Annotated in this window: 17 protein-coding genes; 11 read left to right on the top strand and 6 right to left on the bottom strand. The window is 60.7% G+C overall.

Annotated elements, in window-relative coordinates; genetic code table 11:
• Position 1: 1 nt before the first annotated feature.
• Positions 2-925, bottom strand: coding sequence for an ABC transporter substrate-binding protein (locus tag E5678_RS13240; RefSeq protein ID WP_136178960.1), 924 nt, complete (start codon positions 923-925; stop codon positions 2-4).
• 359 nt (positions 926-1,284) lie between these two features.
• On the opposite strand from E5678_RS13240, the gene E5678_RS13245 reads away from it, so the two are divergent.
• The 7 genes from E5678_RS13245 to E5678_RS13275 all read left to right on the top strand — a co-directional run bounded on the left by E5678_RS13245 (position 1,285) and on the right by E5678_RS13275 (position 10,212).
• Entirely contained in the window at positions 1,285-3,357 is a 2,073-nt protein-coding gene (locus tag E5678_RS13245; RefSeq protein ID WP_136178961.1) for a [FeFe] hydrogenase, group A, read from the top strand.
• A 253-nt stretch (positions 3,358-3,610) separates the two neighbouring features.
• On the top strand, positions 3,611-3,970 hold the full coding sequence (locus E5678_RS13250; protein WP_136178962.1) for a TraR/DksA family transcriptional regulator: 360 nt from the start codon (positions 3,611-3,613) through the stop codon (positions 3,968-3,970).
• Between the two features lie 588 nt (positions 3,971-4,558).
• Positions 4,559-5,623, top strand: a complete 1,065-nt coding sequence (locus E5678_RS13255) for a LacI family DNA-binding transcriptional regulator (RefSeq protein WP_247596771.1) — start codon at positions 4,559-4,561, stop codon at positions 5,621-5,623.
• Between the two features lie 367 nt (positions 5,624-5,990).
• Positions 5,991-6,971, top strand: coding sequence for a tripartite tricarboxylate transporter substrate binding protein (locus E5678_RS13260; RefSeq protein WP_136178964.1), 981 nt, complete (start codon positions 5,991-5,993; stop codon positions 6,969-6,971).
• Positions 6,972-7,063: 92 nt separating this feature from the next.
• Positions 7,064-7,558: a tripartite tricarboxylate transporter TctB family protein gene (locus tag E5678_RS13265; protein WP_136178965.1), complete on the top strand. Its 495-nt coding sequence runs from the start codon at positions 7,064-7,066 to the stop codon at positions 7,556-7,558.
• 34 nt (positions 7,559-7,592) lie between these two features.
• On the top strand, positions 7,593-9,071 hold the full coding sequence (locus tag E5678_RS13270; protein WP_136178966.1) for a tripartite tricarboxylate transporter permease: 1,479 nt from the start codon (positions 7,593-7,595) through the stop codon (positions 9,069-9,071).
• Positions 9,072-9,333: 262 nt separating this feature from the next.
• A complete protein-coding gene (locus tag E5678_RS13275; RefSeq protein ID WP_136178967.1) occupies positions 9,334-10,212 on the top strand; it encodes an NAD(P)-dependent oxidoreductase in 879 nt (292 codons plus the stop codon).
• 110 nt (positions 10,213-10,322) lie between these two features.
• Here the strand turns inward: E5678_RS13275 and E5678_RS13280 are convergent, their stop codons facing one another.
• From E5678_RS13280 to E5678_RS13290, 3 genes are all read right to left on the bottom strand, one after another.
• Positions 10,323-10,508: a CsbD family protein gene (locus E5678_RS13280; protein WP_136178968.1), complete on the bottom strand. Its 186-nt coding sequence runs from the start codon at positions 10,506-10,508 to the stop codon at positions 10,323-10,325.
• 393 nt (positions 10,509-10,901) lie between these two features.
• Positions 10,902-12,029: a TauD/TfdA family dioxygenase gene (locus E5678_RS13285; RefSeq protein ID WP_136178969.1), complete on the bottom strand. Its 1,128-nt coding sequence runs from the start codon at positions 12,027-12,029 to the stop codon at positions 10,902-10,904.
• Between the two features lie 606 nt (positions 12,030-12,635).
• A complete protein-coding gene (locus E5678_RS13290) occupies positions 12,636-13,199 on the bottom strand; it encodes a hypothetical protein (RefSeq protein ID WP_136178970.1) in 564 nt (187 codons plus the stop codon).
• A gap of 329 nt (positions 13,200-13,528) precedes the next feature.
• Between E5678_RS13290 and E5678_RS13295 the strand changes: the two genes are divergently transcribed.
• From E5678_RS13295 to E5678_RS13305, 3 genes are all read left to right on the top strand, one after another.
• Positions 13,529-13,783, top strand: a complete 255-nt coding sequence (locus tag E5678_RS13295) for a ParD-like family protein (RefSeq protein ID WP_136178971.1) — start codon at positions 13,529-13,531, stop codon at positions 13,781-13,783.
• On the top strand, positions 13,783-14,577 hold the full coding sequence (gene map / locus E5678_RS13300; protein WP_136178972.1) for a type I methionyl aminopeptidase: 795 nt from the start codon (positions 13,783-13,785) through the stop codon (positions 14,575-14,577). The genes E5678_RS13295 and map overlap by 1 nt, the downstream gene beginning before the upstream one ends.
• A 261-nt stretch (positions 14,578-14,838) precedes the next feature.
• Positions 14,839-15,492 carry a class I SAM-dependent methyltransferase gene (locus E5678_RS13305; RefSeq protein ID WP_210731912.1) on the top strand — a complete coding sequence of 218 codons (654 nt, stop codon included), beginning with the start codon at positions 14,839-14,841 and terminating at the stop codon, positions 15,490-15,492.
• A gap of 153 nt (positions 15,493-15,645) precedes the next feature.
• Here the strand turns inward: E5678_RS13305 and E5678_RS13310 are convergent, their stop codons facing one another.
• The gene (locus E5678_RS13310; protein ID WP_136178973.1) at positions 15,646-16,551 is read right to left on the bottom strand and encodes a TauD/TfdA family dioxygenase; all 906 of its coding nucleotides are present in this window, start codon (positions 16,549-16,551) and stop codon (positions 15,646-15,648) included.
• Between the two features lie 296 nt (positions 16,552-16,847).
• Between E5678_RS13310 and E5678_RS13315 the strand changes: the two genes are divergently transcribed.
• On the top strand, positions 16,848-17,450 hold the full coding sequence (locus E5678_RS13315) for a hypothetical protein (RefSeq protein WP_136178974.1): 603 nt from the start codon (positions 16,848-16,850) through the stop codon (positions 17,448-17,450).
• 171 nt (positions 17,451-17,621) lie between these two features.
• On the opposite strand, the gene E5678_RS13320 is transcribed toward E5678_RS13315, so the two are convergent.
• A complete protein-coding gene (locus E5678_RS13320; protein WP_136178975.1) occupies positions 17,622-18,080 on the bottom strand; it encodes an RcnB family protein in 459 nt (152 codons plus the stop codon).
• Positions 18,081-18,109 lie beyond the last annotated feature (29 nt).

Below are 18,109 nucleotides of genomic sequence, written 5' to 3' on the forward strand. Positions count from 1 at the left end.
CTTATTTCAACAGCCCTTTGGACTTCAGGAAGTCCGAGGCCACTTTTCTGGCGTCTTGGCCTTCCAGCTGAATCTTGGCGTTCAGGCTCTGCAGCGTGGGACCGTCCAGCAGCTTGAACACCGGCGCCAAAGCGTCAGCAATCTTGGGGTTTTGCTTGAGGACCGCTTCGCGAACGATGGGCGCCGGGGCGTAAATGGGCTGCACGCCTTTGGGGTCGTCCAGAATCACCAAGCCGAGCGCGGCCACCGCGCCATCGGTGCCGTAAGCCATGGCAGCGTTCACGCCTGAGGTTTTTTCACCCGCTGCGCGAATCGTCACCGCCGTGTCGCCACCAGCGAGCGTCAGCAATTGCTCGGGCTTGAGTTTGAAGTTGTAAGCGGCCTGGAAAGCCGGCAGCGCGTCCGAGCGCTCCACAAACTCGGCTGAGGCTGCCAGCTTGAACTGCCCGCCCTTGCCCAACCACTGGCCCAAGTCGTCCAGCGTGGCCAGCTTGTTGGGCGTGGCGACGTCTTTGCGGATGGCAATCGCCCAGGTGTTGTTGGCGGGCGATGGCGCCAACCACACGATTTTGTTTTTCTCAAAGTCCAGCACCTTCACGCGCTCGTAGCCCGCCTTGGCGTCTTTCCAGACCGGGTTGGACTCTTCGCCAAAAATGAAGGCGCCGTTGCCGGTGTACTCGGGGTACAGGTCAATCTCACCGGCGGTCAGGGCGCCGCGCATCACCTTGGTGTTGCCCAGGCCAGACTTGTTCTCAGTCTTGATGCCATTCGCCTCCAGCGCCAGCACGATCATGTTGCCCAGCAACTTGCCTTCGGTGTCGATCTTGGAACCCACGCGCACCGGCGCGCCCGCCTGCGCAAAAGCGCCGCCAACGGCCAATGAGCCCACCAGCAGCAGCGCGGTTCTACGTTGAATGAATGTCATGGTGAGGAATGTGTAGACAAAAAAATAGGAGGCTTGGGCGCCCGGCCGTTGACGGCAACAGCCACCGCCGCCAGCATTGAAGCCCATTGCGGCGCCAATAGCCTTGGAGCTTATCAAAGTTAGCCGTTTTCCGGATGCCCCGCCACAAGAGGCCAGGCAAGACCCCAAGGCCATTGCTTGCGGCGTTCTGGGTCAGCTACAGATGCCTGGGGACTGGTCTTGCCTGTGGTTGGGTTTGATGGCAGGGCTGTCTTCGCGCTGGATCAATGGCCCGTTTCGGCCTATGCTTTCTGAAGCGAGGCAGGGATCTCCAATGCCAGACCACGCTCCCGACAGGAGCCATTCACGACAAGGACGCCATGATCCATCTGACAGTGAACGGGCGGTCTATCGAGGTTGACGAAGGGTCAACCTTGCTCGATGCCGCCCACCAGGCCGGTGTGCATGTGCCAACGCTTTGCCACTATCCCCGCCTGCCCTCGCGCGCCGTGTGCCGCATGTGTCTCGTGGAAGTCGAAGGCGAGGCACAACCCCAACCGGCGTGCGCCACGCGGGCAAAAGAGGCCAGCCGTGTCACGACCGACTCCGAAGCCCTGCGAAGCTTCCGCGAAACCAACATGCAGTGGCTGCTGGCGCGGCACCCGAACGACTGCATGCGGTGCGAAGCCAACGGCTCCTGCCAGTTGCAAGGGCTGGCCAGCGACTACCCGGTGGTGAATGCATTTGAGTTTGTGCCTCTGGGCTCGCCCGAACATCCCGAGCGCCACCTGACGGACCACACCTCGCCGAGCATCTGGCGCGATCTGTCGAAGTGCGTTGAATGCGGCCTGTGTGCAGATGCCTGTGGCGATGCGGGACAACGCCAACACGTGATCGGGTTCGCAGGGCATGGGTCTGACCGCCTGCCCGTCACCGTTTTCAACCAATCGCTGGCCGACACCAACTGCATCTCCTGCGGCCAGTGCACGCTGGTGTGCCCCGTCGGCGCGTTGATCGAAGCGCCCGACTGGCATGAGGTGCTCCATACCCTCGATGCCCGAAGGCGGGTCTCCGTGGTGCAGGTGGCGCCGGCAACGCGTGTGGCCATCAGCGAAGAATTCGGCATGGAACCCGGCACCGTGAGCACGGGCCGCATGATCAATGCGCTGCGGCAACTGGGCTTTGACCACGTCTTCGACACCAACTTTGCGGCCGATCTGACGATCATGGAAGAAGGCACCGAGTTGATGACACGGCTCAAAGACGGGCAAAGGCTGCCCCTCTTCACGTCGTGCTGCCCGGGCTGGGTCAACTGGGTCGAGATCAACCGGCCCGATCTGCTGCCCAACCTGAGCACCACCAAATCGCCGCAGCAAATGCACGGCGCCATGACCAAGCGCGGCGTCTTCGCGAGCACGCTGGGCCCTGCATTCGCGAGTGGCGAAGCCGAGCCTTATGTGGTCAGCGTGATGCCCTGCACGGCCAAGAAGGACGAAGCCCGGCGGCCCGATATGGCCGGCGATGTGGACCACGTACTGACCACGCGCGAACTGGCCAAAATGATCCGGGCGCGTGGCATCGCCTTTGGTGCATTGCCGGACGACGGCGCGTTCGACAACCCCCTCGGCGAAAGCACCGGAGCCGGCCAAATCTTCGGCGCATCGGGTGGCGTCATGGAGGCGATGGTGCGCACCGCAGCGCACTTCCTCGGCCAAGCCAGCACCCTGCCGCTGGAGTGGCACCAACTGCGAGGCGTGGACAAGGTGGTGAAAACCGCCGAAGTGCCCGGGCTGGGCCGGGTCGCCATCTGCAATGGCATCGCCGCTGCACAGGAATTGCTCGAAGACGACGCCTGGCGGCAGGCCTTCGTGGCCATCGAGGTCATGGCTTGTGTGGGGGGTTGCCTGGGCGGGGGCGGCGAGCCCAAGTCCATGGATCCCCTGATTCTTGAAAAACGCATGAAAGCCATTTACGCGATCGACAAACAGGCGCCGAAGCGGCGGTCGCACGAAAACCAGGACGTTCAGAAACTGTATTCAACGCAGTTGAAACACCCGAACTCCGCTGAGGCACACACCTTGCTGCACACCAGCTTTGCCGCCCGCCACTCCAAGCGATCGCTCTTGATGCGGTTTCTCGATGGCGTGGACAGGCGAGACGGCAGCGCCGCCGCCGCGCTGTTGCATCCGCAAGCAACCTGGTCCACGGCATCGCCCTTCGGCGAGATCCACGGCGCCGCAAGCATCGAAGCGTTCATCACCACCCGCCTGCCCCCGCGCCAACAGGGCCCGGCCTATGCAAGACACCGCATGGCCTCCGCCGCCGATGTCAACGACCTGTCGATCATCACGCCCGCCGGCGAGCGGTGCCGCTTCAGCGTCGAAACCACCATGCTCCACAGAGAGGGCCAAGACCGAATGGTGATCCAAAAACTCGTGCGCCACGTCCCGTGATCGGCGCCAGGCGCCCATGCGGTTTGGGGGTATCTGCCCCGAGTGCGGGCAAGCCGCCGCGGCAGGACCGGGTATCGGCGATCGACCGGGGCGCGCTGAAGGGGATCGCAACTTCACCGGCGTTGCCCGGGTTGAAATAGGTGCAGCGGCCTGTTTTCCCTGGCGACGAAGCTGGTAGGCTTGTCATTGAACGGGTGCCCCGCGCTTGCACGCAGCGCATCGTCCCCCCCAACCCATTCAAAAGAGGACTCCAATGAGCCAACCCCTGACTTCCGCCCAGCGCGATGAACTCAAAGCCTTGCTGCTCAAACGCCGCGAAGAACTGCAGCTGGAGATGCAGCAGAACCGAGAAAACCTCACGCCGCCCACCAGCGACGAAGGCGGCATGGTGCAGCGCAACGTGACCCGCGAAGTGGACCAGACCCTGACCGACCTCGATGCAACCGACATCACCCGCATCGATCGCGCGCTCAAGGCGATGGCCGACGGCAGCTACGGGCAATGCAGTGAATGCGGCTGTGACATCCCCTTCGAGCGACTGCAGATCGAGCCGCAGACCGAGCACTGCGTGGCTTGCAAAGGACGCAGGGAGGAAGCCTCAGGCCAGGTCTAAACACCCGCCCGATCCCACCGGAGTCCTGTTGCGTCATGTCGCGCAAACATCCAGCTCCCAGAGTGAAGCCCCAACCCATGGGGCACCACTCAAGCACATGAAATGCGGTGAACACCGTCAGGCTGCTCTCTTCAAGCGCCGGTGCCCGCAAAGCAAGTTCGGTGTCAGGCCTCGTCTTGTCTTTCGTCATTTCCGGACGCGGGTAGGCAAAAGGGAAGGCGGTCTTTACCTCTGAAGTCCACGTTCAAACAGGCCGTGGGATCAAGAAAGCGCCCAGGCTCACAACGAACGGGTGGCCCATGCAGCGGCGCCAAAAAAGCGCCGTCGGCCAGACCCAGGCCACTCAAGCGCCGAAGTCCAAAAAGCTTTAGGGTTCATCCCGCTGAACTGGCATTTTTACGCCCGTATGCCACCGGCAAGCTCAGGCCATGCTCAGATGCAAAACCCCTCATGAAGTTCTATCAAGAGACTTCAGGGGAATCAAACCATGGCTGCGCGCGCCGATTGAATACACGGTGTCGGTGCTACGATATTGCTGAAACTGGTTTCATAAAATCACAAAAAAAGAGACAAATGCGAGATCCAGCGATGAAAAATGCAGCACCGTCGCCCCCCCTTGCCAAAGCCACAATCGCCGATGTTGCGCGGACTGCCGGGGTATCCAAAGCCACGGTGTCCCGCTTCCTCAACCACCGGGACAGGCTGCTCTCCAAAGACATTGCCACGCGCGTCGAGGTGGCCATTGCCGCACTCGGCTACAGCCCAAGCCCCATGGCACAAGCCCTCAAGCGGGGGCGCACAAAACTGATCGGACTGGTGGTGGCCGATGCCAGCAACCCCTTCTCCATCGCGTTGCTGCGCGGCGCCGAAAAGGTGTGCCAGCAAGCAGGCTATCTGATCATGCTGTTCAACCTGGCTGACGATGACACCCGCGAGCAAGAGGCCATTGAAGCCCTCTCGACCTACCAAGTGGAAGGCTTCATTCTCAACACACTGGGCCATGACGGCGGTGCAGCCGCCAACGCGATGAGCCAAGGCAAACCTGTGGTGCTGATTGACCGGCGCCACCAGGATCTGCAGGTGGATTTTGTGTCACTCGACAACGCTGGCGCCATGCGGTTGGCCATTGAGCATTTGGTGGCTCAAGGCTACCGCCACATGCTCTATGTCACAGAGTCAGTGAAAGGCGTGAGCACACGGGAGGAACGGGCTTCATCGTTTCACCGTTGGATCAAGGAACAACGAGAAGTTGACCCGCTGCTGACCGGTCGAACCCTTGAAAACTCAGCCCGGCAGGGCGAAGGGCTGGACGAGGGCTTGCGAACCCTTTACGCCAGCGCGCCCTGCTGCCAAGCGGCCGTGATCACCAGCAACGCCGTCACATCGCTGCGCGTTGTCGCGTCCATGGCGCGTCTGAATCTTCGCCTGGGAATGGACATCGGTTTGGTCGGCATCGACGAGACCGAATGGGCACCCTACATCGGGCCAGGCATCAGCACCATCGCCCAGCCGACGGGTGAACTGGGCCATATCGCAGCCAGCTGTTTGATCGAGCGCCTGAAAGGGCAACAGCCCCCTCCGCGACAAATCTTGCTGTCAGGCGAGCTGATCCGCCGGGGCAGTTCGCTGACCCACCCACCCACCGAACCCTAGGGTTTTCCATGATTGCAGAGCGCCGGTTGATTTTTACAATCAACTGAAACCGGTTTCACGAAATGGCGGAAATCGGCTGAAATCCAGCTCAAAAGATTCGTGTCTGCAAACCTTTGTAGGGGCACAGCGCAAGGCCACCGCATTGCCGCATGGGGGTTTCGCGACCTTTGAAATCCGTCAGGCCCTGGCCGACCAGATGGCCAGCCCGACCCCGCCACCAACGATGACCAACAAGCAATTTCGTTTTCTTCTTAACAAGGAGCCCCACCGACAAACCCTTGAAGCATTCCCCTAGGCGACCCTTTCAGATCGCCGATTGCCACCGCGACCGTTTTCTCAAGAATTCATACAACCCCAGGAGACATCCATGAAAAGCATTCAATCTTTACCGCGCCTCGTCAAAAGCATTCTCTGCGTCACCACGGTGCTGTCGGCCACGCTGGTCGGTGTCTCGGCCCACGCTGAATACCCCACCAAGCCAATCGAACTCGTCGTGCCCTACTCGCCAGGCGGCGGAACCGACTTGCTCGCGCGCACGTTTGCAGACATCGCCAAAAAGTACTTGCCGCAATCCATGGGTGTCATCAACAAACCAGGGGCTGGAGGCGCACTGGGCTTCTCGGAAATGATCATCGGCCGCCCCGATGGCTACAAAATCGGCATGGGCACGGTCGAGCTGACCATGTTGCCGCACATGGGTCTGGCTTCGTTCAAAGCCGAAGACTTTGCGCCCATTGCCCGCCTGAGCGCCGAGCCCAGCGCCATCTCCGTGAGTGCCGATGCACCCTGGAAAACCGTTGAAGAATTCATGGCTTATGCCAAAGCCAATCCGGGAAAAATTCGCGTCGGCAACTCCGGCACCGGCGCCATCTGGCATCTTGCCGCGGAAGCGCTGAGCGACAAAACCGGCGTCAAGTTCAACCACATCCCTTATGACGGCGCCAACCCCGCCATTGCGGCCTTGTTGGGCGGCCACATTGAAGCAGTAACCGTGAGCGCAGCCGAGGTGTCGAACCATGTCGCGTCTGGCAAAGTCAAGATCCTCGCGGTCATGTCCGACCAACGCTTGCCCTCGTTTGACAAGGTTCCTACCTTGAAAGAAAAAGGCATTGATCTGAGCGTCGGCACCTGGCGCGGCATTGTCGTCAACAAGAAAGCGCCCAAAGAAGCACAAGACGCTCTTCGCGCTGCTACAGCCAAGATCGCCGAAGACGCTGACTACAAAGCTGCCTTGATCAAGATGAACATGACCTACGCCTACCAGGACGCAGCCGCGTTCCAGAAGACCATTGACGCCGACAACGTCAGCTTCAAGACGCTGATGACCAAGCTGGGCATGGCCAAGTAAAGGCCGGCCATTGACGCGCACCCAGGGTGCTGGGAACAGGTGCGCGTTCTCTCTCAAAAAAAATACAAAAACAAAAACAGAACAGGCCAGTCATGCAACCGACTCACACCCCATCGTCCGCCAGCATTTCACCCGCAGATCGACGCGCCGATCTCGTGATCACAGTCCTGCTCACGGGCGTGGCGACAGCCGCCATCGCCGTGTCCTACAGCTTCCCCAGTACCTCGCTGGAGACCGACATCGGTTCCGCCCGCTTCCCCCTCATTTACGCCAGCATTTTGATGCTGCTGTGCGCTCTGCTGTTTTGGCAAAAGCTTCGCGCCCCCGTTGTGAACACCCCTGCAGCAGACACCCGCCCGCTTCGCACGCTCTTAGGCGTGCTGCTGAGCATCGGCTGCACCTGGCTGATTCCCATTGCGGGCTATGGCTTGTCAGTGACCCTCTTTTTGACCCTCATGATGCGTTTGCTGGGTCGCCTCAATTGGTGGCTCAACGGGGTTTTGGCCATCGCCATCGCAGGCGTTCTCTACGCTGTTTTTTCCCTCGGCCTGGGTGTTCCCCTGCCCAAGGGCGCTTGGTTTGAATAAGCGCCCAACGCGCACCCTTTCCGGAAATTGATCCATGCAAGAACTGAATATGCTGTTTTCAGGGTTTGGTGCCCTGCTGAACCAACCGTTGGCGCTGTTGCTGTCTGTGCTGGGCGTCGCCCTGGGCATCGTGATCGGTGCCCTGCCCGGCCTCACCGCCACCATGGGGGTGGCGATCTTGCTGCCTTTCACCTTTGGCATGGACCCCGTTCCCGGCTTGTTGATGATCTCGGGCGTGTTCTTCGGCGGCATCTACGGCGGCTCGATCACCGCCATCATGCTCAACATTCCCGGCACCCCGGCGGCCGCGGCCACCGCCATGGACGGCTATGCGCTAACGCTCCAAGGCAAAGCCGGCCTCGCCTTGGGAACAGCCACCATCTCTTCATTCATTGGCGGCTTCCTCAGCATCATCTTGCTGGTGTTCATGGCACCAGTACTGGCCGGGTTTGCGCTGGAATTCAGCGCGCCTGAAACCTTTGCCCTGGCTGTTTTTGGTCTCAGCATCATTGCCAGCATCGCTGGCGAGTCCTTGCTCAAAGGCTTGATCGCCGGCTTTATTGGCCTGCTGATTTCCACCGTGGGCCTGGACCCGATGGGCGGGTTCCCCCGCTTCACAGGTGGCTTCAATGAGCTGATGACCGTGCCCTTCATTCCCGTGATGATTGGCTTGTTTGCCGCGTCCGAGGCCTTCAAATCCATGGCCGAAAGCAACCTGTTGAGCACGCAGAAAACCATCATCACCGAGATGATTCCCTCACTGAAAGACTGCAGACGACTTTTTGGAACGGTCATGCGTTCTGCCGGACTGGGCGCCACCATCGGCGCCATTCCCGGCGCCGGAGCGGACATTGCGGCTTTTGTGGCCTACAGCGAAGGCAAGCGCTTCAGCAAAACGCCCGAAAACTATGGCAAAGGCGAACTCGAAGCGGTGGCGGCCTGCGAATCCGGCGCCAGCGCCTGCACCGGCGGGGCCTTGCTGCCCATGCTGACCCTGGGCATTCCGGGCGACGCCGTCACCGCCGTCATGCTGGGCGCGTTGACGCTGCAGGGCCTGCAACCCGGCCCCATGCTGTTCAAGGAACATGGCGACATGGTCTACACCCTGTTTGCCGGCATGCTGTTTTGCTACGTGGTGATGCTGATCCTGGGCTTCTCCAGCTTCCGCTTCATTGGCCGCATTCTGCAAACCCCCAAGTCGATCCTGACGCCCACCATCATGGTGCTGTGCATTGTGGGCACCTATGCCTTGAACAACAGCATGTTCGATGTCGGCATCATGTTGGTCGCCGGTGTGATCGGCTATTTCATGCAGCGGTCCAACTTCCCGGCATCGCCTGTGGTGCTGGCCCTCATCATGGGCCCCATGGCCGAGAGCAGTTTCCGCCGCTCCCTGGCACTGTCCAGCGGCAGCTACGACTTTTTGTACACCCGCCCCATCACGGCCGGTCTGTTGTCGGTCGCCTTCATCACACTCCTGGTGCCGCTGATAAGGGGAATCCGCAAAAGATGAGCCCCGACGTCTCAGGCATGGGCCCAAGGCAAGTCACTCAAATCGACTGGTGTGTTTCTGAACTGTCGCGAGGCGCTGCGCCACATGCAGCCCCGTTCTCCACAGGCGAAGCCCTTCAAGTCGATGGTGGTACCGCACGGCATTAACCCGTGAGGGACGGCCAAATGCTGTCGTCACACCCTCGTCCTTCACTCTTCATTCAAAAACAAAGTGTGTTTCACCGCACATGGCGTTCCACCCACCCCCTCTTTAGGAATTGCATATGAAAAAACCAGTCATCGGCTTCATCGGCCTCGGTCTCATGGGCGGCAACATGGTTGAGTGCCTGCAAAAGAACGGCTTTGAGCCGGTCGTGATGGACCTCAACAAGGAAGCCGTCGCGGCCGTTGTCGCCCGTGGCGCTACCGTGGCCAACTCGCCCGCCGAACTGGCCGCAGCCTGCGACATCGTGATGCTCTGCCTGACCACCTCGGCCGTGGTCGAAAAGCTGGTCTACGGTGAAGACGGCATCCTGGCCGGCATCAAAGAAGGCGCCGTGCTGATCGATTTCGGCACCTCGATCCCGGCCTCTACCCGCAAAATCGGCGCCGATCTGGCCAAAAAAGGCGCGGGCATGGTCGACGCACCCCTCGGCCGCACACCCGCCCATGCCAAAGACGGCAAGCTCAACATCATGGCCGCAGGCGAACAGGCCACCTTCGACAAGGTGAAGCCCGTGCTCGACGTGCTGGGCGAAAATGTTTTCTACCTGGGCGCACTCGGCGCCGGTCACACCACCAAGCTGATCAACAACTTCATGGGCATGACCACCGTCTGCGCCATGTCACAAGCGTTCGCCGTGGCCGACCGCGCCGGCGTCGACCGCCAGCAGCTGTTTGACATCATGTCGACCGGCCCGTCGAACTCACCGTTCATGAAATTCTGCAAGAACTACGCCGTGGACGGTGTGAGCGACCTGGGCTTCTCCATCGCCAACGCCAACAAGGACCTCGGCTACTTTCTGGAGATGGTCAAAGACCTGGGCACGCGGGCACAGATTGCCGAGGGCACTTCGGCCAACCTCCAGGCCGCTTTTGATGCCGGCATGGGCAACGGCAACGTGCCGGACATCTTCGATTACTTCCTCAAGCTCGAGAAGTAATTCGGGCATTGCGCGCCCACGGGGCACCCTTGAGGCACGCACGCAAGAATGGCTGACAGACCCCAGGGGCCTGTCAGCCATTCAACTTGCAGGGCTGTTTGAACAGCCGATCAGAGCTTGTCGATGGTGTCCTTGAGGTCTTCTTTGGCATCGCCATAGTTCTTTTGAACCTTGCCTTTGACCTGATCAACTTCGCCTTCAACCTCGAGGCTTTTGTTGCCGGTCAGGTCGCCCGCAGCTTCTTTGAGTTTGCCCTTGCCTTGCTCGGTGGCGCCTTCAACTTGATCCTTGTTCATGTCATTCCTTTGGTGGGTTCGAAAGAGGTATCGGGGTGTCTTTTTTCATCCGATGACCCAGTGTCTGCGGTAGACCCTTCGGCGGCAGTCGGAGCAAGTTGTGCCTGGCCGTAGGACAACACCTCACGACGGGGATCGGGCTTGCGGCTGAGCGGGTTGCGAGATGGGCGCGAGGCGCGGGTCAGTGGATCAAACCGACGGGAGGCCCGATACCCGATACCCAACAGCCGCTGCGTTGGGCCAAGGAAAGAGGCGCGGAGCGCGGCTTCGACGGCAAAAAGCAAGGCCTTGGCTCTGAACCCAAAGCTTTGCAATGCCAGGTCCCGCATGCGGAGAAAGCCCAAGATCCTGGGTGGGCCACAGACGCCTGAGATGAACAACCGGTGCAGCGACTCAGGACCGCGCCAGGCCCTTTGCCTGCGACAGCAATCGCAAGCGCGAAGCGAACTCGCCGCGGTCCACATAACAACCCTGCAGATGCCGAAGCCCCGAGGCGGGATCAAAGGCATCGCGCCCGTGCAGAACGCGCCTGTTGTCAAACACAACCATTTCACCGGCCTTCAGCTTGAGCACCAAGCGGTATTTTTCATCCCGGGTCTTCGCCATGTACGCGCGGTAAGCCTGGTAAAAAACCGACATGATTTCGGCTGGCATGTCAAAGATGCCCGCCAGGTGGGCGTTGTAGCGGATCTCGATCACCTCACCGGCTCCATCCAGCGTGATCACGGGCTTGTACACCTGAATGTCGGCCTCTGCATCGTGGAACCGAAACGGTATGGGCACCTCACACAGCAGGCGAAAGGCGTCCGGATCTTCAACCCGCAGGTCTTCTGCCATGGCAAAACCGTCCGCAAACACCGAGCCGCCACCCGTTGACTCGTTGGCCAGACAATGCAGGAACTGGTACCCCGGCGGAACCTCCTGGTTGGGCAAATCCGTGTGCAAAGGCAAGGCGATGGCGGTGTAGGCCAGGTTGTTCGGTTCAGGCTTGTTGATCACCTCAAACGTGGTGCCGAAGTTGGTTTTCCTCAGGAACCCCACCCGTTCGGCCACATCAATGCCCGCGCCAACCCGGTTCTCGAGGCCTTCGACAATGCTCAGTCCGAAGGCAGCGGTCGCCTGCATCCACGCATTGAGTGCCGGGTCATCCACCATCAGGGGCGCGGCTGGGCAGCGCGGGAGGCCAGACGCCCCCAGGTCGGATCGCCAAAGCTGCGCTGCAATGGCGGCGGGGTCTGCTGCCTGTTGGCCAGGCCGGTTGGCGCTCAGCAAGGGCAGCGGCATGCGGCTGACATGGCCATCGGCATAGCTTAAAACCGCACAGCCTGCCTCAAGCTGCGCCGCGCACAGCACGGGTGCATCGTCGAGCGCGAGCAAATCCAGTACGCGCTCGCGCGTCTGCGGGTGCAGCCCGGAGGGGCAGTTGTCACGAAGCCAAATGGTAGGGAATGGTGTCGAGGTCTTGTCTGCCCAGGTCACGAGCAAGGTGTCTGCACGAACGGATAGATCGTGTTCTGTCATGGGAAATCCAGTCTGTTGTGTTGGGTGGAAAAGCAATCAAAGGCGATCCACCGCCAGGCGGCGGCCACCATTCCTGCGCTTTTCCATAGGGCGCGCCGTTGGCATGGCGGCCCAGCACCAAACTGGATATCTCTGACTTCTCTGTCTTCAAAAAAGGGAACTCTCTTTCAGCGGTGGCCAGACGGCAAGCGTCAGCGTCTGGCCACGCACCGGAAATCGATGGCCAAGGTCTATGAGCCCGCCCCGGCGGCAAAGACCGCAGGGGCCAGGGGGTACGTGGGTGGGGGTATTGGGTCTGCAAACGGGTCGTTTGCCGCGCCGCTTCGGGCGCTCATGCGGGCGCGAAGCAGAAGCTCGGCCCAGCGCCCATGGTAAACGGTTCGTTCTCAGCAGCCCCAAGAGGCAGATTTTGTCTTGTCGTCTTGTCTTGTCTTTTGCCATTTCCGGCTGCGGTCAGGCAAAAGGCAAAACAAGATCTCGAAGGCTCAGCCAAAGAAGAGCAAGCCACTGCGCTCCACACCACACCACGCTGCTCGCACTGGCCACTGAACCGCATGCACCGGGCACCCCGTACAACGGGGTCAGTGCTCGACAACCAGCGGGCCTTCAACGGGCCAGCAAACCGCTTTGATGAGCGGCTTCAATTTCAGCCGGTGTCGCTGAGCCGTCGTGATCCGTATCGACATCCTCAAAGAACTTGGCAAGTCCCATCTTGCGGTAGCTGCGGCCAGGTTGATCGGCGTACGCTGCCACTTCGGCCCGGGTGACCACGCAGTCGGCATTGGCATCCACACCATTGAACGACCATGGTGGGTCGACCTTGGCGAATTCGCGGTCGCTGAGCGTGCCGTTCTTGTCGGCATCGAACCGGTCAAAATAGGCCAGTATGGTGACCCGTCGGTATTCCCCATCGCACATAAAGCGCGTCAACTCGGCCTGAGTAACCGTGCCATCGCGGTTGAAGTCGGCATTGCTCAACGGTCCATTGGGCGTGTGGCCCGGCCCCTGCGCCAAGGCCTGGCATTTGTCTTTACCTTGCGGCGCCCCACCCGGGCCACCAGGACCGCCGCGTCCCCCTGGGCCACCCGGGCCACCAGGACCACCTGGGCCAGCGCAACCAGCCAAAACCCCAACCAGACCCAACGCCACGCCGTATGCAGCAACTCTCATTGATTTTCCTTCTTCGAACAAAGCAGGCCAACGCTGCCAGAGCTTTCAGGTGCGGCGGTTACAGCACAAGAATGGACCCAGCCCAGTTGCAATGATCGAGGCGAAATATGGTCCAAATATGTGCGAGCCCGGTGCAAACGCAAACCATCACCCTCACCCTCACCCTCAGCCTGCGCCAGCCATGACCGCCATGCACCCAGGCATCACCCGATGGATTGCCTGGCCGTCATGCGGGAGTCGCTCCCGCACCAAGTGAAAACGGTAAAACGGTAAAATCGATCTTATATGAAACATATACAATACATATACGTTTCATATGGAGGCATTGCATGGGTATCGTTAAAATTTCAGATCTGATGCACGAAAATTTGAGGGTCGCAGGCAGCGCGCTCAGCAGGTCCATCAATGCACAGGCAGAGCACTGGATGCGGGTCGGCATGCTGACCGAAATGCACCCCGAGCTGAACCACCGGGAAATCAGCCAGATGCTGATTCGCGCCGAACTCGCAGGGGGCCTGGACATCGCCATGGCCGCCAAGGGCGAGCTCAACAAACCCGGCGCAACGGCAACCGGGAAACACTGATGGCGCGCGGCGGCGTTTCCATCAAGTCCCCCGAAGACATCGAAAAGTCTCGGGTGGCGGCCCAACTGGCCGCCGAAGTGCTCAGCATGATCGAGCCCTTCGTGGTGCCCGGCGTGAGCACCGACCGGCTCGATCAGATCTGCCACAACCACATCGTGAACGTGCAGGGCGTGATTCCCGCCAACGTGGGCTACCAAGGGTTTCCCAAGACCATTCTCACCTCGGTCAACCAGGTGGTTTGCCACGGCATCCCCTCGTCCGAGAGGATTCTGAAAAAAGGCGACATCGTCAACATCGATGTGGCCGTGATCAAAGACGGCTGGTTCGGCGACACCAGCCGCATGTTCTTTGTGGGCGCGCCCAGCGTATTGGCCCGGCGCCTGGTGGAAACCACTTACGAAGCCATGCTCGCCGGCATCAAAGCAGTGAAACCTGGCGCCACGCTGGGCGATGTGGGCCACGCCATTCAAACCGTGGCCCACCGCGAGCATTTCAGCGTGGTGCGCGAGTTCTGCGGGCACGGCATTGGGCAGGTCTACCACGACGACCCCAACGTATTGCATTACGGCCAGCGCGGCGAAGGGCTCAAGCTGCAAGCCGGCATGGTGTTCACCATCGAACCCATGCTCAACGCCGGCAAACGCGACATCCGCCACCTGCCCGACGGGTGGACGGTGGTGACCAAAGACCGCTCGCTTTCGGCTCAGTGGGAACACATGGTGGCGGTCACGCCCGAGGGCTACGATGTGTTAACCGCCTGGCCGGGTGGAACCGGCAGCTACGCGCCGATCTGAGATCCGGCAGCAACCGTGAATCGGACCTGAGTCGTGCAGTGGTCTCGGCTGGGGGCAAACGGCGAAACCGCATTCTGTGCCCTGGCCCTGCAGCGGCCCTCGACAAGTCGTTCACTGGTGCGGAGGCGCTGCTGCTGTCAGGCTTTGCTATGGTTGGCCTGGCGATGCTGAACGCCTACGTCGGTGGCCGCCTTGCTGCAAGTCGAGACAAAATCATCTTGAGACCGGCCACGCTGCGGCGTGCCGAGTCCCCATGGAGCCATGCAACAAATGACCGAGTTTTGGGAAAAAGCCTTCTCCGAGAATCAACTCATGTGGGGCGAGGCACCGGCGGCGTCGGCCGTCTTCACCAGCGACTACTTTGCTCGAATGGGCATCAAGCGGGTTCTCATCCCGGGGGTGGGCTACGGCAGGAACGCACAGGTGTTCCTCGTTCACGGCATGTCGGTCACGGGCATTGAAATTTCCGACACCGCGATTGCGCTCGCACGTTCGCAGCTCGGCTTTCAGTTTCCCATTCACCATGGATCGGTCGCGAACATGCCTTACGACCATGAGCCGTTCGACGGCATCTTCTGCTACGCCCTCATCCACCTGTTGGATGCCCAAGGGCGCGCCAAACTCATCCGTGATTGCTACCGACAACTGGCGCCCGGCGGGCTAATGGTCTTCTCCGTCATCTCGAAGGCTTCCTCGATGTATGGCCAGGGGACAAAGCTGGGCGAGGATTGGTACGAAAGACTCCCAGGCCTGACCATGTACTTCTACGACGCTGCGTCGATCGAACGCGAGTTTGGTGCATACGGGCTTTTCGAGCTCTCTGAAATGGACGAACCGATGCCCAGTGGCGCCCCGCTGCCGTTCATCAATGTGTGCTGCGAAAAAGCCAGAAAAACGCCGGAGCACGTTGGGTAATCCCCCCGACAAACCAAAGGCCCCAGCGCCTTTCATAAGCCGGTTTTGCGTTTTTCCTCTGCCAGTGGAGGCAAGCCAAGCGGCGTCTGACTCTGGAACCCAGGGCAACGCGCCAAGCCGACCTTGCCATGGGTAAAGCGCCACCCAACCGACCTAAGCCTCCGCGAAAAAGTCGCCCAACTCGTGTTCCGCTGCCGATGGCCGTATGGCGGGCGCATCGATCCACAACCTGAGCAGGTGGCGGCGCCGGTGCGCGTCGGGCCAGTCTTCGTAAGCGGCGCGGGCATGCATGACGGCGCGGTTGTGCAGCACCAGGCTCTCGCCGGCGGCAAGCGTCAGCCGAATCTGGAACTGGGGCGAATTGGCCAGCGCGTCGAAATAGTCGAGTGCCTGTACGTCAAGCGCAGAAAGGGGTTCGCCTGCCGCCTGGGCTGCGGCTTCGATAAAGGGGCGGTAGTAGACACAACTGACGCAGCCGTTGTGCTGCATCAGGATAGGTCGGGTCCAGCTGGAGGCTTCGCCTGCGCCGGGCTCGGTTTCCGATGGCTCCCAATAGCGAAAGCCACGTTGCAGCACCGGCAGCAGATCGGGCCGCTGCACCGCGATGTGGTCGTGAATCGCCTCGATGTTGACCAGCTGGTTCTCGCCGCCCGAGCGCGCCGGCGCCAGGCAATGCAGCACGAGCAGGGTGGGCGGATCGGTGTGCAGCGACAACTCGCCCGGCGAACGGTAGCCGCGGTTGTCGAAGGCATCGGTGTCGGAAAAGTCGCGAATGTCTTCCAGCAGCGAGCCCGCCTTGTTCTGCCGCGTGATGGTGCCCAGCTTGGCGCCGAAGCGGTTGAGGTAGGGGGCGATCACCTCGCGGTCGAGGGCGGTATCGCGGTCGGCATCGACCGGGCCCAGGCCCCGCACCAGCGCGAAGCCGTATTGCTGCAGCGACGCGATCGCCGCCTGCTCCAAGCCGCTCGCCTGGCTGCGCGCGTCGATCCAGAGGTCGGCCAGCGCGCCCTGCAGCTTGTGGTCCCAGTTCAGCTGGGTGGGTGGTGGTGTTGTCTTCATTAGGTCTTTCTTTGTGAAGGTTGGCGCTTTCGACCCCAAGAGCACCGAAAGAGCGCCGGAAGGGCCCAGGGTCAGTCGCGAGGTGTTGCGTTTGGCCCGTGATTCAGGAAGTGGGGAAGCAAAGGGCAAATGGCAAAACCAGCCCCCCAATCTCTTGACCCCAAATCGCGCCTTGATGGTCGACTGAAACCAGGCAAGTGATGCGGACAAAGCCGAAAAACTCTGCGGTTTAGAGTAGCTCTTTTGTCAACCAGGTTCAGCATGGTCCAGATGAACCGCTTTGATGGCGCTCGGCGATGCTAGATCGCATGCCGCCGTTCGTGTCCGCCCCTGCCTCGTGCCAATTCGCGAAGAACGGATTGTGGGAGCGTGCCTGGTCGTTTCCCAGTGACCGCCTGCCGACACACGCCGAGTTGCTTGCCTACTTGGCCCAGAGCACCGAAGTTGCCTTTGAGGCTTTCTTCGGCCGCTCGTTCTTTGGCGCGCGCGTGGTCGGTGCCGTCGAAGAAGTTGAAACCTTCGGCATGAAGTGCCTTCAAGCGGCGCGCGCGCAAGCCGCGTTCTTCGATGTCTTTCGTGCAGAACTGAGTTGCCCTGTGGCAGATCAACCACCCGACTTTGCAGAGATCGGCTGCGTCGATGCCTGGCGCAGCGTGGGTGCCATCCGCATTTCCAGGTCGCAACTCGCGTTGATGGACTTCGACCCTTTGTGGCGCTCGCTTCAGGACACTGCGGTCAACCGCGATACGCGCCATGCCAAGGCCATCGAGTTCGCATTTACCGAACCCATTCCGCACTGGTTTGGCCTGCCTGTGTCAGCGCCAGATGAACACCATGCCCTTTCCGAGCGCTTGCTGCGCCAGGCGATTGGGCTGACTTCGCGATCCGGCACAGGGTGATCATGGAGCCCTGGACCAGGTCTTGCCTTTTGCTCACAGTCGAAGAGCGGGGAAGCCAAGGGGCAAAAGGCAAGACATGACCCCTACGCCCACACGATGGCATGGGCGCATGGAACAAAAAAAGGCCAGCGCGCTGTTCAATGGCTGGCTCCTTCACCCTGCATCTAAAAGTCAGCGGTTCAGGACGATGCTGGCGATGATGCCGGTGGCGACGGCCACCAAGACATAGTCGGCGCCGACCTGCACCCATTGCTGACCACGGGGTGGAGCTGCCAAGCGATGTTGACGGTGGTTGACAACGACATATTGGGGCGTGCGCAGGTCGCGCGGAAGCACCCGTCCACGAACGAATTCTGGGCCGCGGGCGTTGTAGTAATACTGCCGCTGATCTTTGGCGCGTTGGTCGCGAGAATTGTCACGGCGGTCGTTCCGTTGTTCGTCCTTCTTCTGAACGATGATCACTTTGCCGTGTTGGTCGCGAGAATTGTCGCGGCGGTCGTTCCGTTGGTCGTCCTTCTTCTGAACGATGATCACTTTGCCGCGCTTGTCGTACGCCTGCGCAAAGCTTGACAGAGAGCTCAAGGCAAGCGTGGCCGCCACTGCTGCGATCACGATGGATTTGAATTGCATGTTGGAACTCCTTGGCTTGTTGAAAAGCC

Source organism: Hydrogenophaga sp. PAMC20947, assembly GCF_004795855.1.
Taxonomy (GTDB): Bacteria; Pseudomonadota; Gammaproteobacteria; order Burkholderiales; family Burkholderiaceae_C; genus Hydrogenophaga.

Excerpts from the sequence above, each read along its gene's own strand:
- E5678_RS13240 (WP_136178960.1), bottom strand. The coding sequence starts at position 925 with ATGACATTCATTCAACGTAGAACCGCGCTGCTGCTGGTGGGCTCATTG.
- E5678_RS13245 (WP_136178961.1), top strand. The coding sequence starts at position 1,285 with ATGATCCATCTGACAGTGAACGGGCGGTCTATCGAGGTTGACGAAGGG.
- E5678_RS13250 (WP_136178962.1), top strand. The coding sequence starts at position 3,611 with ATGAGCCAACCCCTGACTTCCGCCCAGCGCGATGAACTCAAAGCCTTG.
- E5678_RS13255 (WP_247596771.1), top strand. The coding sequence starts at position 4,559 with ATGAAAAATGCAGCACCGTCGCCCCCCCTTGCCAAAGCCACAATCGCC.
- E5678_RS13260 (WP_136178964.1), top strand. The coding sequence starts at position 5,991 with ATGAAAAGCATTCAATCTTTACCGCGCCTCGTCAAAAGCATTCTCTGC.
- E5678_RS13265 (WP_136178965.1), top strand. The coding sequence starts at position 7,064 with ATGCAACCGACTCACACCCCATCGTCCGCCAGCATTTCACCCGCAGAT.
- E5678_RS13270 (WP_136178966.1), top strand. The coding sequence starts at position 7,593 with ATGCAAGAACTGAATATGCTGTTTTCAGGGTTTGGTGCCCTGCTGAAC.
- E5678_RS13275 (WP_136178967.1), top strand. The coding sequence starts at position 9,334 with ATGAAAAAACCAGTCATCGGCTTCATCGGCCTCGGTCTCATGGGCGGC.
- E5678_RS13280 (WP_136178968.1), bottom strand. The coding sequence starts at position 10,508 with ATGAACAAGGATCAAGTTGAAGGCGCCACCGAGCAAGGCAAGGGCAAA.
- E5678_RS13285 (WP_136178969.1), bottom strand. The coding sequence starts at position 12,029 with ATGACAGAACACGATCTATCCGTTCGTGCAGACACCTTGCTCGTGACC.
- E5678_RS13290 (WP_136178970.1), bottom strand. The coding sequence starts at position 13,199 with ATGAGAGTTGCTGCATACGGCGTGGCGTTGGGTCTGGTTGGGGTTTTG.
- E5678_RS13295 (WP_136178971.1), top strand. The coding sequence starts at position 13,529 with ATGGGTATCGTTAAAATTTCAGATCTGATGCACGAAAATTTGAGGGTC.
- map (WP_136178972.1), top strand. The coding sequence starts at position 13,783 with ATGGCGCGCGGCGGCGTTTCCATCAAGTCCCCCGAAGACATCGAAAAG.
- E5678_RS13305 (WP_210731912.1), top strand. The coding sequence starts at position 14,839 with ATGCAACAAATGACCGAGTTTTGGGAAAAAGCCTTCTCCGAGAATCAA.
- E5678_RS13310 (WP_136178973.1), bottom strand. The coding sequence starts at position 16,551 with ATGAAGACAACACCACCACCCACCCAGCTGAACTGGGACCACAAGCTG.
- E5678_RS13315 (WP_136178974.1), top strand. The coding sequence starts at position 16,848 with ATGCTAGATCGCATGCCGCCGTTCGTGTCCGCCCCTGCCTCGTGCCAA.
- E5678_RS13320 (WP_136178975.1), bottom strand. The coding sequence starts at position 18,080 with ATGCAATTCAAATCCATCGTGATCGCAGCAGTGGCGGCCACGCTTGCC.